The following is a 17182-nucleotide window of genomic DNA, read 5'->3' as shown; positions in this document are numbered from 1 at the left end:
TAACACATCTGAAAATATATAACTACAATTTAAATACTGCACACTAAAAAAAGCATCCGAATGAAATACTTTTTTACTACTTAGTAAAAATATAAAACACTATATATAAACAAGTTAATTACTACTAATTTAAAAAAACATCGACATCAATTCAAAAGCAAACAAAAACCACTTAGCGCCGCCCTGTTTACCTGATTTTCAGCAACAAGGATTCTTGTATGGATTATACAAAGCATGAGTCGCATCTATTCATATCATTTTGCATTTTGCCTCACATTTTGTGTGATAAAGTAAGAAAAAACGATAAAAACATAAGAAAATGACTTCCACAGGAGATTATAAACAAATAGTGCCTTTTGAAGTATAAAAATAAAAAAATTGTGACATTACTTTTTTTAGCAAAACAACAAAAAAGATACTACTTGAAAAATACGCAAACAAATGCAGTAAAAGAATCAATAAACTAATTACAAAGATATTAAACTCCATATTAAAAACAAAAAAAGCAATGATAATTAAACAAATTTATTTGATACGAATAAAATAATTGAAGTAGCTTTAAACAAACTCAAAGAAGCTTGTATCCTTACTATTAGTTATACTATAAAAATACTGCATTGAGCTTAATAACAATAAGAGATATTGCATTCACATTATATAAGAAGCAAAAGATAAACCTTCTTTTGCTCTGTTCCATTTTCCCTACTTTAATTTTAGCTCAGGATGGTATTCCTCTTGTTGTCAACATAGATAAAAACGATTATGCAACTTCCAGTCAAAACCGGGACATAACGTTCGATTCACAAAATTTACTTTATGCTGCAAATTCGAGCGGGCTTCTTGAATATAACGGTTCTTCGTGGCAGCTTTATAGCTTACCGGCAAATACTCCTGTAAACTCAGTACTTGCCGGCAAAAACGACCGCATATACATCGGTTCATTCGAAGAGTTCGGATTCTTCGAGCGGAATGAGTACGGAAAATTGCAATACACCTCATTAAGCAACGGAATAAAATTCGACAACGAATATGTTGAAAAGATTGTTGCAATAGGAGAGAAAACCTATTTTTTATCTTCAAATTCTTTATTTGAATATGACAACAGTACTGTAAAGCCTTTCGCTACACCTTTTACCATATCATCAGCTCAAAATATAAATGAAGAACTTTATTGTTTTTCAAAAGGAAAAGGAGTTTCCGTATTCAGAAACAACAAATTTGAAACTGTTATCTCCACTTCCCAACTTGCAAACGATATCCCTGTATTTATATTCAATTATACTCCAAACAGTTTTTTAGTACTCACCAAAAAAAACGGCTTGTTTTTCTTCGATGGAAAAAAATGTACCAAATGGGAAACTCCTATAAATGCCCTTCTCAAATCGGGTAATGCAAACAACGGCACATTCATTTCAGATTCCCTTTTTGTAGTGGCAACCAACAACAGGGGGATATATATTTTCGACCGTAAAGGAAAAGTAAAAACAGAAATAAATGCATCAAACGGCTTACAAAGCAATACTGTTCATTGTGTATATCCCGATAAAACAGGCAACATGTGGGCTGCGATGGACAATGGAATTTCACAAATACAAAACAACTCCGATATCCGTTTCATCAAACCATTCAAGAGCAACATAGGAAGCATATTTTCAGCCCTATTTCACAACAATCATTTATATGTAGCTACTAATCAGGGAGTATTTTACAGTAAAACAGAGGGGCAAAATTTTGAAGTTTACCCTATCCCTATGCTGGAAGGGCAGGCCAACAGCTTAAACATTTTCGACAATCAACTGATTTGCAATCACAGCAACGGCACCTATTTAATCGATGGAGAAAAAGCGACTTTGTTATCCGACATAAAAGACGCCACCATTATACAAAGAGTACTTATACACCAAAAGGAGGTGCTACTACAATGTGCATCAAAACACCTTAATGTATATAAGAAAAATGCTTCGGGCAACTGGACATTCAGCCACTCCATCGACGATTTTCTTTATCCAATACGGCAGATGGAAGTGGACATACAAGGTAATATCTGGGTGTCGCATTATTACAAGGGGCTTTTCAGGATAAAACTCAACCACGAACTCACAGCTACAGAACGTGTAGACCATTATTCGGCATTCAATGCACAAAACGAAGGGAAAGCTATAAACCTGTTCAAAATAAAAGGAAGAATTGTTTTTGGCGACAATAAAAGATATTATACACACGACGATATTAATAACGTAATAATACCTTACAACCTGCTGAATGAACAACTGAGCCAAATAAACGATATAAAAAAAGTATCAGGAATTGATGACGACGTTTATTGGTGTATAACGGAAAAAGGATTTTCGAAAATTTATATCTCTGACGACCGGATTGAATTAAGACGGTCAATTCCTTTCAGTTATTTTAATTATGACTTACCCGACCAAAATAAAAACATCATAAACTCAAACGAAAATATCATATTTTGCTTGAACAACGGTATCGCTTTTCTTAAAGAAAGAAAGAGCAAAAATGAACTAAATTATATTCCCGAATTGAAAATAGCATCGGTGCTATCTATTTCAAACAGCGATACTACATACTTAGAAATTTCGAGGAACAAAAAAGAAACAATCCCTTATACATCCAACAACATTACCTTCAATGTCAGGTATAATTATTACGACAAGGGAATACAATACATATACAAACTGGAGGGACTCGACAACGACTTCTCCACCCCTACCCTTAGCCCACAAAAAGAATACAACCGGCTACATACAGGTAAGTATACTTTTCATGCCATTGCGTGCGACTATTTAGGAAATCCACTATCCTCAGCATCCTATAGCTTTGATATAGCCCGCCCGGCTTACCTCAATATAACGGCCATTATGCTGTATACTGTTATTTTAATTATTTTACTTGCAATAGCATTCTATCTGTTACGAAAGTACATCAGAAAAAGCAACCTGAGAATAGCAAAAGAACAAGAAAGGCTGCGACGCGAAGAAAACGAACAGAAAGAAAAAGAAATTATCAAACTAAGAAACAATAATCTACAATCGGAATTGTACTTTAAGAGCAAAGAAATGGCCAACAGCACTTTCATGCTTATCAATAAAAACAATATTTTAATAGAAATAAAGAACGAATTAACCGAACAAAAAGAAAAACTGGGCAACCAGTATCCGTCAAAATACTATAATAAAATAGTGAGCCTCATTGATTCAGCCGTTAATCTGGAAGACAACTGGAATGTTTTTCAAGCCAATTTCGACCGTATTCATGAAAACTTTTTCAGGAATCTGAAAACACAATTTCCTGAGCTTACTTCTACCGACCTGAAAATATGCGCACTACTCAGGCTCAACCTATCAACCAAGGATATAGCCAATTTTCTTGGAAATACCATACGGGGAGTAGACTCAGCACGCTACCGCTTGCGCAAAAAGCTAAACATTGCCAGCAACGTGGATATTGTCGAGTTTCTAATTCAATTTAAAGGGGAAGAATAAACGAAGCCAAAAACAACTATCCTATACCGAGTATTTTGAAAATTTCTCCATCACTTGGTTATAATAGGTTTTAGAAACCGGAATATCAGGAGTATGCTCCGTATCAAGCTCAAGGAATATTCCATCCTTTGTTTTCTGAAGCACTTTCACATTATCCAGATTTATAATGTACGAACGATGGCAACGCACCAGCGATGTATCGCGAGTCAGGTTTTCCTCAATCCATTTCAGCGAGTTGCGAAGCAGGTAATGAGATAACTTTGATTTATTCAGGTAATAGATGGTAACATAATTGTCGGCAGACTCTATATAAAGCAAATTACTCTGAATAAGCGAAATTCTCAACTCTCCCTTTTCGTCGGGAAAAGCAAGCAGGTTCTTTTTTGTTTCAGGTGTAGGTATTTCAGCGCTATTGACATCCAACTGTTGCAGTAGCTTATTTTTTTCGCGCAGGGCAAAATACAACCACAAGATAGCATACGGAAGCAGCAACACCAAGCTGGTATTGACAGCCGACTGCTGAAAAATCTCTATAAAACCGCGCCCCTTTCCACTATCAGTAAACAGCTTAATAAAAAGCGAAAAAAAGAGCGCCATAGTAAACACCTCTCCCACAATCCAAGCAAAATAATGCCAGTATAAAATATCATGTTTTTTTGAGAAACAAAACATCAGCCAACGGCTGATTACAACCACCAGCATCCCGGTAAGGATAATAAGGCTCGAAAAAAAGAAGTATTTAAAATCAGATATATCAGGATACCAGCCCCGCGACCCAAAAGGTTGGAAGATATTGATAAACAATAGTGCAAATAACGCAGTTAGCAATATCAGACGGATTATATTGCCCTTTTCGTAAAGGTATGCGGGTATTTTAGTCATAGTTATAAAATTGCATACAAATTTACCTTTTTCCCGACAAACCTACAAGTTAACAAAAATATAAAAACACTCTGCTTATTTTAAGAATATGCTGTCGTAAAATGGGAAAATAACTTAAAAAAACTCCAAATTTTCACCCCTGAATAAGAACTTTCGCCCCATATTTTGCCGAATCATCCCACAACGGGTATATATTTCCCAATATTTTGCTACTCGTTGTTTTCATTTGTTTTTTTGTAAAATCAAAACCAAAAACAAGTTTACTGAACATATTATGGATTATTCAGAAAGGCATAATTTTTTAGAGTCTCAGTTTTCATTAGGGCAAGATTGTTATATCAAAGATTCTGATGTAAACATCCGTTTTTTTCATTTCAACAGTACGTTTCGTCCCTTGTTGCTCAACTCTGACGACGAACTTATAAAAGAAAACACCTCGTTTGTCTATCCCGTTTTTTATCCGGCTAACGAAACTAAAATGAAGCAAGCCATTGTTCTTCTGCACGGACTGAACGAGCGAAAATGGAATAAATACCTGACATGGGCCGAGTATCTATGTAAAAAAACAGAAAAAGCAGTTATCCTCTTTCCTATTGCATTTCATATGAACCGCTCTCCCAACTCGTGGTCGAATCCGCACGAGATGAATTATTTGCTTAATTTACGGAAACAAAAAAACGGAAACGACCGTTTTCTCACTGTAGCCAATGTAGCGCTGAGCGAACGTATATGCGAACATCCTCTGCGCTTTTATGCTTCGGGCAAGCAAAGTCTGATTGATTTGGAAGAACTTTTCGGCACAATTAAAAAAGGAGAGCACCCGCTTTTCGGAGAAGGCACACGGATTGATATTTTTGCATACTCCATAGGAGCATTTCTCTCGCAGGTTGCCCTTATGGCCGATAAAAACAATCTGTTTTCTGATTCAAAACTATTTATGTTTTGCGGAGGGAGCATATTCAGTTCCATGTTCGGAAAATCACGGAGTATTATCGACTCTTTGGCATTCGACTCGCTGATAAACTATTATCTCAGCGAATTTCCCGCTATTATGAAATCGGTAAAAATACAGGACGAAACAATAAACTCATTTTACAGCATGATAGCCCCCGAATGGAACAAGACCGAAAGAGAAGATTTTTTCAGAAAATCGCAAAACCGCATACGGGGCATTTCACTCGCTAAAGACACCGTAATACCTTACGACGGGGTACTAAAAGCTATGGGAGAAGAAAATGCCCGCTCGCAGGTGGAAATCACGGACTTCGATTATGATTATTCCCACGAAATGCCTTTTCCGCTAACCGGAAAAACAGAAAACCGGTTAATCAACCATTCGTTCGAATACATATTCTCACAAGCTGCACAATTTCTATCCTAAAATAGTAAAAGAAGTTTAAAAAACGGCTCCCATCAACCTACACATTGCGTCAAAAACAATAACTTTGTAGATTGATGGGAGTTTTGCGTATGCAAATACAAATAAATGTTTAGTATCCTGAATAAATCCAAAACTTCCAATCCCATGTTAAACTATTCATGTTTATTCATAATCATAATATGAATAAGCATTTGCTATTATTTTCACAAACAAAATGAATAAAAAAACAAGAATAATACTGATTGTTGTTATAGGGGTATTTATCTTAGGGATGGCTCTTTACCCCCAATTAAAAAAACGGATTTTCAAACCCGAAGAAATAGCAGAACCCGCACCACGCGAAGTTCCGTCAAAAGGAGGAAGGCAGCCCCTTAATGTCAATGGAAAAGTGGTAAAACACGAAACACTGACCGACATGTTCCGTACCAAAGGAATGTTGCTGCCCGACGAAGAAGTAAACCTGTCTTTCGAAACTTCGGGCAAAATCACCAATATATACTTCAAAGAAGGCACTTTTGTAAAACAGGGAGAGCTGTTGGCAAAGATGAATGACAAACCCCTGCTTGCCGAGCTGCAAAAACTCGAAGCTCAAATCCCATTGCTCGAAAGCCGTGTTTACCGTCAGAAGCAACTGTTGGAAAAAGATGCTGTAAGTCAGGAGGCATACGAGTCGGTTACAACCGAAATGGACAAGCTCCATGCCGATATCGACCTCGTAAAAGCAAGAATAGAACAAACTGAGCTACGTGCCCCATTCGACGGGCAAATAGGTTTAAGGCTTGTAAGCGAAGGCACGTATGCAAACACCTCAACCATAATTTCCACATTAACCAAAATCACACCGCTTAAAGTGGAATTTTCGGTAAACGAGGCACAAGCCAACGACATCCGCCCCGGACTGCGGGTTGCCTTCACCTCAGGAATCAACACCAACGAATATGAGGCAAAAGTATATGCCGTAGAATCGCGTTTGGACGAAAAAACCCTGACACTAAAAGCACGTGCGCTATATGATAACAAAGATGGGAAACTAAAGCCCGGAAACTCCGTAAACATCGAAATCATGATGAATGAATATGATGATGCTATTGTAGTGCCCGGCATAGCCGTCATTGCCGAAATGGGAAAAGATATTGCTTACAAATACGATAACGGAATAGCCAAACAAGTAACCATAAAAAAAGGAATGCGTACCGCATCGTCGGTACAAATACTGCAAGGGCTAAACATAGGCGATACTTTAATTACCAGTGGAGTAATGCAATTGCGAGATGGCATGCCCGTGCAATTGAATTTAACGAACCAATAAAAAACCTTTCCGGTACACGCACACATGCCGGATAGCTGCAAGCTGAATAAAAACGAAGACTGTAGTACCTTGCAAATGGACAATATAAGGAACCGCATCAAAATCTATTAAATCATGTTGATTTGGTTTTTAATCTACTTCGTAGTCGTAGCTAATCTTTCCGCCTCAGCTGGTGAGCGTAAAGAAATTCAGCGTAACGCAGCGTTAAACAGGATTTGCTGTTTGACGAGCAAAGCGAGGAGTTTCAAATTCTGTAGCGAAGTGTAGCTGAATTTTAGCGAAGCAGGTGTAGCGGTGGCTTTTTTGCTTCCTTTTTCAGCTATAGGAAAAAGGAAGAGCATGTCCGGCTCGAGGACAAAAAATAAAGAAGGGAGAATATCGGAACTCTCTCAAAGTCCCTCTCTCAAAAAGAGGGACTTTAAGAGCGAGAAACGAAAGAGCAATATTTGATAAATTTGGTGTTTAAAATGTAATTTTAATGGGTTACCCTGATGGACAATAAAATAAATACAATAGACGAATACATAGCCTCATACCCTCCTGAAATACAAGAAAGGATGATACAAATACGGAGCATTATACGAAAAACAGCTCCCGAAGCAAAAGAAAAAATAAGTTGGGGAATGGCTACTTTTGTTCAAAACGGCAATTTGGTACATTTTGCCGGACAAAAAAATCATATCGGATTTTATCCGGGTGTAAGTGGTGTTGATTTTTTCAAAACCCTGTCGGCCGATTATAAAACAACAAAAGGAGGAATACAGCTCCCCAACAATAAACCCCTGCCGCTAAAACTTATCGAAGAAGTAGTAAAATTCAGGGTGAAGGAGAATAAATAGTTTAATGAACAAAATATCCAACGCATTACAAGCAGATTACCCCGAATTAGTAAAAGTTTGGGGAAACTCGGTAAAAGCAACACATCATTTCTTGAACAAAGACGATTTCCAATTGATAAAGCAATCATTGGCGAAAGACTACTTCCCTGCGGTTGATTTATATCTCATAAGAGGCAATCGGAACAAGGTGACAGGATTTATCGGAGTAGCAGGCAATAAACTGGAAATGTTGTTTGTAGACGCAAATAAGCGGGGACAAGGAATCGGGAAATTGTTATTAAATTACGCTATAGTCAATTTGGGGATTGATGAAGTAGACGTGAACGAACAGAATGAGCAAGCCGTCGGGTTTTACAAAAAACAGGGATTTGAAGTTGTAAAAAGAAACGAATTTGATGCACAGGGAAAACCTTATCCCATTTTGGAAATGAAACTGGAAGTAAAATAAAAAGAACTCGGCTGGCGAAGCATGCATCTGCTGGCGCGGACTTGTAGTCCGTGTTTTGCTCGTAAGAGCAATCTTTTTGAAATAACTGCTTTTCAAGCAGGACACGGACTACAAGTCCGCGCCAGCAGATGCAGACCAAAGTGCAGAGCATCGTGTTATATATTTATTATGACATTAAAATATCCCGAAGGGATTAAAGTTTGGTAATATATAAATAGCCTAATTATTGAGTAACCAATACATTACCAAACTTTGCTCTCTACGGGAGCTTTTAATACTGTGATGATTTATAAATAAGCTTTATAATAAACTATTGAATAGAGTTTATATTCAATAAAAAGCTATATGTTTGATTATTAGTATTTTATATTGATTTATGTATTAAAATTCAAATATATGCACTCCGTTAGGAGTGGAAGTTTGGTAAAATACTATCTTTAGATATGGCGGGCGTGCCGTAGGTACGCAACTTCCTCGCTAATTGTCGCGTACCTACGGCACGCCGGATTATTGAGCAACCCGCACATTACCAAACTTTGCTCCCTACAGGAGCTTTTAATACCATAATGATTTATAAATAAGCTTTATAATAGACTATTGAATATAAACTCTATTGTAATTGTAACATACAACTATTTACTTATTTGCTTTTAAGCAACTCCCTTTGAAACCGGAAAACGAAAGAACAATATCTTGGATGAATTGGGTACTTAAAATATAATTTTGATGAGGTTACCTTGTATCAAAATAGGGCAAACGCATCAAAATAGGGCTATCAAACTAAATCGGATAAAAAAGCTATCTTTGCAAGCTCAAAAAAAACAAAAAATATGGTTTCAGTTGACGGGCTTACAGTAGAGTTTGGCGGAACAACTCTTTTCTCCGATGTTTCTTTTGTTATCAATCCTAAAGACCGCATCGCACTGATGGGCAAAAACGGTGCAGGAAAATCTACTTTATTAAAAATACTGGCAGGTGTGCGCGAACCCTCCAAAGGGAAAGTATCCATGCCAAAAGATTTCAGAATAGCTTATCTGCCTCAGCATCTAATGACTGAGGATAGCCGTACCGTTTTTGAAGAAACAGCTCAGGCTTTCTCGCAAATACACGCATTAGAAAAAGAAATAGAACGGATTAACGAGGAACTAACGAGCCGTACCGACTACGAATCGGACGAATACATGCAACTCATTGAGCAGGTTTCGACCCTTAGCGAAAAATTCTACAGCATAGAAGAAACTAATTTTGATGCCGACATAGAAAAAACACTGTTAGGACTGGGATTTGAGCGTTCCGATTTTCAGCGTAAAACAAGCGAATTCAGCGGAGGATGGCGTATGCGTATCGAACTGGCTAAAATCCTGTTGCAGAATCCCGACCTTATTTTACTGGACGAGCCGACAAACCATCTGGATATAGACTCGATACAGTGGTTCGAAGATTTTCTTATCAACACGGCCAAGGCAGTAGTGGTAATATCGCACGACCGTGCTTTTGTCGACAACATCACTACACGCACTATAGAAGTTACAATGGGGCGTATTTACGACTATAAAGCCAAATACTCCCACTATCTGGAACTGCGGAAAGAACGGCGCGAGCAACAGCAAAAACAATACGAAGAACAGCAAAAAATGATTGCCGAAACCAAAGAATTTATCGAACGTTTCAAAGGCACTTACTCCAAAACGCTGCAAGTACAGTCCAGAGTAAAAATGCTTGAAAAGCTGGAACTGGTAGAGGTTGACGAGTTGGATACTTCGGCATTGAAGTTACGTTTTCCACCTTCGCCACGCTCGGGCAGCTATCCTGTAATGACCGAAAACCTCAGCAAGTCGTACGACGATAAACTCGTATTTGCCAATGCCAATTTCACTATCGAACGTGGAGAAAAAGTAGCCTTCGTTGGCAGAAACGGCGAGGGTAAATCCACATTGGTTAAGTGCATCATGGACGAAATACCTTTCGACGGAGAACTGCGCTTAGGCCATAATGTAAAAATAGGCTATTTTGCACAAAATCAGGCATCGCTGCTCGACGAGGATTTAACCGTATTCCAAACTATCGACGATATTGCCGTAGGAGATATCCGTACCAAAATACGGGACATACTGGGGGCTTTCATGTTTGGCAGGGACGATTCTGAAAAGAAAGTAAAAGTACTATCGGGAGGCGAGAGAACACGCCTGGCAATGATTAAGCTATTGCTCGAACCGGTAAACCTGCTCATTCTCGACGAGCCTACAAACCATCTCGACATGAAAACAAAGGACATACTAAAACAGGCTTTGGTCGATTTCGACGGAACACTGATAGTCGTCTCCCACGACCGTGATTTCCTTGATGGGCTGGTTACGAAAGTTTACGAGTTTGGACAACAAAAAGTTACCGAGCACTTGGAAGATATTTACGGTTTCCTCGAAAAAAAGAAAATGATGAATCTACGCGAAATAGAGCGTAAATAGCTACGAGATAGACATTAGAGTCAAGAACCAAGATAAAAGATAGAAGAAGAGATTGTATGGAACAAACTAAACCAACTAAGGAAATTACTTTCAGCATATTATTCTCATTAAGCCTGGCACATTTTCTAAATGACGCTTTCCAGTCGATAATATCGGCAGTGTATCCCATCCTGAAAGAAAACCTGATTTTATCATTCGCTCAAATCGGGCTGATTACGCTGGTTTATCAAATTTGCGCATCAGTCTTTCAGCCGCTGTTCGGATTCCTGTTCGACAAAAAGCCAAGCCCCCTGTATCTGATTATAGGTACAGTTTTTACCTGTATCGGGCTTATCTTTCTTGCGTATGCCAACTCCTTGTTCCTCGTACTGGTTTCAGTAGCTTTTGTAGGATTAGGCTCTTCTATCATCCACCCCGAAGCATCACGGCTCACCCATTTGGCATCGGGCGGCAAACACGGGCTTGCACAGTCCATATTTCAGGTAGGTGGAAACTTCGGCAGTTCGTTAGGCCCTTTGCTGGCAGCACTTATCATTGCCCCATACGGACAGAAATACATCCTGTTTTTCGCCATAGCCGCATTTATAGCTATTTTTCTCAAACTACCCATATTCAAATGGTACAGCCAAAAGCTCAAACGAATCAAATCGGGCCAAGAAGTCCATACTATTGCTAAAACATCAGCCCTACCCCGCAAAACGGTGATTTTCTCCTTGTGCATCCTGCTGATACTTATTTTCTCGAAATACGTGTACATGGCAAGCCTTACCAATTTCTACACCTTCTACCTCATCGAGAAGTTTGATGTAAGCATACAGCACTCCCAGTTTTTTCTGTTTGCCTTTCTGTTTGCAGTGGCATTGGGCACTTTCATCGGCGGCCCTGTAGGCGACCGTATCGGGCGTAAATACGTAATATGGGCATCCATACTCGGAGCAACACCATTCACACTACTACTCCCCCACGCCAACCTGTTTTGGACGTGTGTACTAAGTATATTTATCGGAGTTATCCTATCTTCTGCGTTCTCCGCCATACTTGTGTATGCACAAGAGTTGCTACCTACCAAAGTAGGGTTAATATCCGGTTTATTCTTCGGACTGGCATTTGGTATTGCAGGAATAGCCGCTGCTGTATTAGGCAATCTGGCTGACGTAAAAGGCATCGAGTATGTTTACAATATCTGTGCTTACCTGCCCTTGCTGGGTATCGTAACTATATTCCTACCCAATGTAAAACTACACAAAAAGAGTTGATATGAAAGCCACAGCAAACGACACATATGGCGAAGGACTCCTTGCCTATTGGGAAGGAAAGAAAAATGCTGTTTTCACAGTTGAAAGCGATATAGCCGAAACCGAAAAATGGCCTGTTTCAACCTTTTTCCGTTCGTACAGAAACATGCCCGAGATAGAACAAAAAGCACTGTCGCATGTACAAGGTACTGTTTTAGATATCGGTGCAGGAGCGGGAAGCCATGCACTTTGGCTACAACAGCAGGGGTCGGATGTAACAGCTATCGACATTTCGACCGGAGCGGTAGAAGTAATGCAGCAAAGAGGAATAAAAAAGGTTCTAAGGCAAGACTTCTTTACCTTTCGAGGTGAGAAGTTCGACACCCTTTTGATGCTGATGAATGGTATCGGTATTACAGGACAAATAAAGAACCTACCACATTTCTTCGAACAAGCAAAACAGTTGCTCAACCCCGAAGGCAAAATAATACTGGATTCGTCCGACCTGATTTATCTTTTTGAGGAAGAAGACGGAAGCGTCTTGCTCGATTTGAATGGGGAGTATTACGGCGAACTGGAATATACCTTCAACTTTGGAAAAAGCAAAGGAGAGCCATTCAAATGGCTTTTTGTAGACTTTGATACGCTTTGTGAATATGCTGAAAAATCAGGTTTCGCCTGTCAGAAATTATTTGAGGACGACCACTACCTATATTTAGCAGAACTGACTCTAAAGCCATAAATCTACTCTTACAAATCGAGCGTACGCCTCTCGGCAATGGATTTTTTCGACAGTAAAGATATATCGCCCCATGTAGCTAAATCGGCTATATTGATGGGATAAACTTCTTCGCCTACGAAATCGGCTACCAAAGCTACCAGCATGATGTAATCCATACCCTGATGATGCTCGTCGTACACAAGGGCTTCCCTACCCCACTTCGCCCAAAAAGGATGCTCATACCTTTCTACATATTTCGCTTCCGGCTCCCATTGTTCGTACGGGCTTATTCCTTCCAGATATATGCTTTTCAGGTCGTCGTTCCAAGCACCTCGCGTACCTTGTATCTCATATGACAAGGACCGAGGACGAGGCAAGGTAGTATCGTGAAACAAGGTTATCTGCGCTCCGGTCAAAGTTCCGATTACGGTAGTAACTACATCGCCCAATGCGTAATTGGGCACAGACGACTTCAAATCCGACATTCTGGTTTTCAACCCCACCGATTTTGTAGCAAAGGACGTCAACGATTTGAACGAGTTTCCCCTGTTTATCTTAAGCATCAGGCACAGGGGGGCTACACTATGGGTAGGATATATATCGGCATTTTCGGTTTCATAATATGCAGCCCGCCAAGGTAGCTTATATTCGCCTTTCTCGTCGATAAGCACATCACGGATATCGTGCCGGTAGCCCCCTTGGGCAAATATTATTTCTCCAAATACATCCTCCTCTACCATACGCCCAATAGCCATCACGTTGCGCATGAATACGGTATTCTCCAGAGGATAAATTTTAAGCCTGTTCCTCTCGGCCAATTGTTGTAGCCGTTGATATTCCCCTTCGAACAGGCTTCCCTTCACCTCCAAGGCTACATTGCAACCTGCACTCAACGCTTCGGTAGCTTGTGCATAGTGAAACTGCCAAGGCGACGAAATGAAAACCAAGTCAACCTTCTCATTCTCCAACATATCGACATAAGCCTCCTCTCCATCCGAATAAATTTCGAGGAGGGGCGCATCGTCGCTAAGGCAATGCTTGAGATTGGATAATGCTAATGGATTGGGCTCTGCGATAGCTACTACGTGGTAAGCATCAATTTTATCCACGAGTTTCAGGAGCGACGCACCCCTGTATCCCAATCCTATAAATGCTGTTCTGATTTTCTTCATCCCTCTTGCTCTCTATCTATTTATTACTTGGATTCAAAACCCGACATGAAAGGTATACATAAGGTATACATGGGAATACAATCTAAAAACTCAATCATCTGATTATCAATTGGTTATAAAATTCAAATTATATACCTGATTTACAACATCAAAGATAAAAATAAAATTTATTTATTTATTCACCTCTATCCTCCGAATCCGGAGGATAAATGACGCTCTGCATTTACTTGTTAACCGATAGGGATAAGGAGGAGTGTTTACCGGAAACGAGACGATGCTATAACCCCGCTAATATCAGCCCGTTAGATGACATTAGCGGGATTAAATATAAGTTGTGTCAAAAAAATTATAAACTATTAAAATAAATGTAAAGCAAGCAGTTTCGGCAATGTGCAAAAAATAAGTTGGCAATTTGAATAATATGGAACAAACGACAGTTTGGAAACTGTATTATAAAGTTTTTTCACCCTCTTGTTCCTTTACTCTATTTTGTTCCGAAAAATTACCAAGTTATTCTTTTAACGTTACTTAGAGGTTTTCCAGCATCTCGAAATCAATCTCAGGCTGATTGCCCTCCGGTTTGCGTTGAAAAACGCTTCGGTATTCGGTATTCTGATTGAAGAAACCGCAGTTTTTCAGATAAAAACGGTTGTTTTCTTTTATGCCTCCCTGATAGTCAAGCCTTACACCTGCCCCTGCGGTAGCATCATAAGTAAATGTTCCTTCGGTCAGTTCAATCCAGTTGCCGTTTTTCGTCCGTGCCCACTGGTTGCCAAACTCTACAAAACGTGTTTTATATCCGCCGGTAGGACTAAAGTTTTCTAAGAAAGAATGTGCCCCCCGATACCATGTGTTTGTTTTAGGGCGGGAGAAACTTGCTATCAACCGCCAACGGTTTTCGTCGGTAGCATAAAAATAGGCTGTATAAACGGTATTTCCTTTTCCGTCGGGTTTTACCTGAGCCAAAAATTTATAAGTAGTGCCGGCAGTCCAGTTATAACGCAGAAAACTCTGTCCTCCTGAGCCTTCGTTGCCAAACTCGCCGATATGAACATCTTCGCCACGGCGCAGCATAATAATGCGTTCTTCTTCGGGAATGGATTTCGGATCGTCGGTTTGGAAAGGGCTCCATACCGAGAACAAAACACGCCTTTCCTTGTCCGAGTTGTATTGCATCCCGAAATATCCTTCGCCAAATCCGTTGGCCATGTAATAGCTCCACATTGTTTCTCCTTCTTTGGGCACAGTCACCTCGTTGTAAAACCACTCTACCGTATCTTGCGGCAAAGTATATTTCATGTGTACCGAAGGGCCTCTACGCCCCCAGTAGTTGGAGAAATCATGTACATAGGTAATTTTTCCCTTAGCATTGTTCAGCACCAACTCTGTTATATTGCCGAAAGCATCTCCACTCTTTTTCGCTCCTTGTATATCCACACGGACATATCCACTCTCTTTTACCTGGAATTTTCCGACCTTTACTTTTGATAAGGAATCGTTGTGTAGTTTTACTTTATGTGTTTTGCCCATACAACTCACATTTATCGCCGATTTGCCTGATGCCACCAGCGATATATCCAGCACCTGAGGTTCGGACAGATGGAAATACACACTGATTATTTCGTCCTTATCAGTCCAGTTTTTTATGCCGGTATCTGTTATCCTTATATGCTTGTCTTTTACACTATTTGTAATATAAGCATTCCCTCCCAATCCGATGGGGGTTTCATTTTGGGCAATAGCCGCAAACTGAAAAAACAATCCTAAAATTAAAGCGGTAATGGTATTCTTCATGATGTGAATCTTATTTTTTACGGATGTATTTTAAAATGTATGCCTGATATTGTATATTTTGTTAGCAGATTAATCTGATAATGAAACCTTAGAGGTTGTTTTAAGTTTCTCACAAAGAAACTGTTATAGTTTTACATTTGTTTTTTCGCAATAAATTATGTCCTTTTTTGTGACACGAAGTTGAGCGTAGCTGAATTTCACCTCTCATTTTACTCATTTAGCCCGCTAAAATCGTAAAATGAAGTCAAAATTTCCCTAAAAAACACCTAAATTTATCTTGCGAGTAAAATTTAAACAACCTCTTATTTTCAGAAATAAACCTTAGTAACTTTAATGTCTCATAAAACCAAACCTTATTGGCTTATCAAATAGCAGCGAAATAAGGTAATAAGGTTGAAGATACTCGCTTCCTATCGCTATTACTAAGGTTTAATACAAAAAACAAGGTTTTACACACATCTGACGCAAGTTTAGCGAAGCAAAACTTGTGCCTGAAACAAGAGCTGCTTGTTATAAAAAATGATAGTACAAGTCAAAAACTTGCGCTAAAAAGGTGCATACTTAGTAAAATATATTCCCCTTTTTTTAATGAAATAAAACAGCCGGTTGCCTGAGGCAACCAGCTGTTTATAAGTATAGCTTTTGGTTTATATTCTTATTTTACAAAAACCTTGTAAGTCACATTATCAACAGTCAGCATATAAATACCTTGTTGCAATGCTTTTGTATAAGTATCTACTACTGTAGCATCGTCAACCAGCAATCCTGATACCGAGTATAGTTTCACTGCTTTAGCACCTTCAAATTCCACTGTCAACGTTCCATTGGCAATGCTAATGTTGATATCGGCAGTAGCATCATTCAAGCCTGTACCTCCGCTTGCTCTGGTTACTGTAACGGTATAAGTTTGAGTTGTTCCGTCTTCTGCTGTAACTGTGATTTCAAATGGATTTTCGCCAACCTTCAAATCCTTTGTACCATCACCTACCACTTCAGCTTCAGCATCAGTTGCTGTAGCTGTAATATCAATCGAAGTTACAGAATTATCAACACTTACGCTGTAAGTATCTGTAGCAGCATCAAACACTGGGTCTAAATCTCCCACCGAAACTGTCAGTGCACTCAAGGTAGCATCCGAAGAAAGCAACTTAACGAATTTGATAGCACAGCCACCATCATATAGATAATACTCCCCGATTGGGTTGCCTATATTTGATCCTCCTGTTGGATTGAAGGCATTTTTAGCTGTAGTAGCTTTACGCTTGATAGCCAAGCTTCCGGCATAACTTCCTGAATAAATAGGCAAAAATTCGAATACATCACCTTCTCCGGCAGTTGCCTGAAAAGCGGAAGATACTAATTTTATGTTCAGCCCATCTTTACTGGTCAAAATATAATTATCGACAGTTCCGGTTACTTTCCACAGTTGGTTA

Annotated in this window: 12 protein-coding genes; 8 read left to right on the top strand and 4 right to left on the bottom strand. The window is 39.3% G+C overall.

Going from position 1 to position 17182, the window contains the following annotated elements; all coding sequences use genetic code 11:
* Positions 1-617: 617 nt before the first annotated feature.
* Positions 618-3503, top strand: coding sequence for a two-component regulator propeller domain-containing protein (locus D0T49_RS06005; protein WP_163629691.1), 2886 nt, complete (start codon positions 618-620; stop codon positions 3501-3503).
* Positions 3504-3524: 21 nt separating this feature from the next.
* Here the strand turns inward: D0T49_RS06005 and D0T49_RS06000 are convergent, their stop codons facing one another.
* Positions 3525-4385: a LytTR family DNA-binding domain-containing protein gene (locus D0T49_RS06000; RefSeq protein ID WP_203583430.1), complete on the bottom strand. Its 861-nt coding sequence runs from the start codon at positions 4383-4385 to the stop codon at positions 3525-3527.
* A 274-nt stretch (positions 4386-4659) separates the two neighbouring features.
* On the opposite strand from D0T49_RS06000, the gene D0T49_RS05995 reads away from it, so the two are divergent.
* From D0T49_RS05995 to D0T49_RS05965, 7 genes are all read left to right on the top strand, one after another.
* Positions 4660-5766 (top strand): DUF6051 family protein, encoded by a 1107-nt coding sequence (locus tag D0T49_RS05995; protein WP_163629690.1) that lies wholly within the window; start codon positions 4660-4662, stop codon positions 5764-5766.
* Positions 5767-5980: 214 nt separating this feature from the next.
* Positions 5981-7075, top strand: a complete 1095-nt coding sequence (locus tag D0T49_RS05990) for an efflux RND transporter periplasmic adaptor subunit (protein WP_163629689.1) — start codon at positions 5981-5983, stop codon at positions 7073-7075.
* A gap of 491 nt (positions 7076-7566) precedes the next feature.
* A complete protein-coding gene (locus tag D0T49_RS05985) occupies positions 7567-7914 on the top strand; it encodes an iron chaperone (RefSeq protein WP_163629688.1) in 348 nt (115 codons plus the stop codon).
* Positions 7915-7918: 4 nt separating this feature from the next.
* Positions 7919-8362, top strand: a complete 444-nt coding sequence (locus D0T49_RS05980; RefSeq protein WP_163629687.1) for an acetyltransferase — start codon at positions 7919-7921, stop codon at positions 8360-8362.
* 830 nt (positions 8363-9192) lie between these two features.
* Positions 9193-10827, top strand: a complete 1635-nt coding sequence (locus D0T49_RS05975) for an ABC-F family ATP-binding cassette domain-containing protein (protein WP_163629686.1) — start codon at positions 9193-9195, stop codon at positions 10825-10827.
* A 56-nt stretch (positions 10828-10883) separates the two neighbouring features.
* A complete protein-coding gene (locus D0T49_RS05970; protein WP_163629685.1) occupies positions 10884-12083 on the top strand; it encodes an MFS transporter in 1200 nt (399 codons plus the stop codon).
* A gap of 1 nt (position 12084) precedes the next feature.
* On the top strand, positions 12085-12804 hold the full coding sequence (locus D0T49_RS05965) for a class I SAM-dependent methyltransferase (protein WP_163629684.1): 720 nt from the start codon (positions 12085-12087) through the stop codon (positions 12802-12804).
* 8 nt (positions 12805-12812) lie between these two features.
* Here D0T49_RS05965 and D0T49_RS05960 read toward each other — a convergent pair whose 3' ends face one another.
* The 3 genes from D0T49_RS05960 to D0T49_RS05950 form a co-directional block, all read right to left on the bottom strand.
* Positions 12813-13955, bottom strand: a complete 1143-nt coding sequence (locus D0T49_RS05960) for a Gfo/Idh/MocA family protein (protein ID WP_163629683.1) — start codon at positions 13953-13955, stop codon at positions 12813-12815.
* A 528-nt stretch (positions 13956-14483) separates the two neighbouring features.
* Entirely contained in the window at positions 14484-15749 is a 1266-nt protein-coding gene (locus tag D0T49_RS05955) for a DUF3472 domain-containing protein (protein WP_163629682.1), read from the bottom strand.
* Between the two features lie 655 nt (positions 15750-16404).
* Positions 16405-17182 (bottom strand): cadherin-like beta sandwich domain-containing protein (locus tag D0T49_RS05950; RefSeq protein WP_163629681.1); only part of this gene is annotated, 778 nt, incomplete at its 5' end.

Origin of the sequence: Paludibacter sp. 221 (assembly GCF_010501035.1) — a bacterium.
Lineage (GTDB): Bacteria > Bacteroidota > Bacteroidia > Bacteroidales > Paludibacteraceae > QVMH01.
This window is presented reverse-complemented; position numbering and strand designations above follow the sequence as displayed.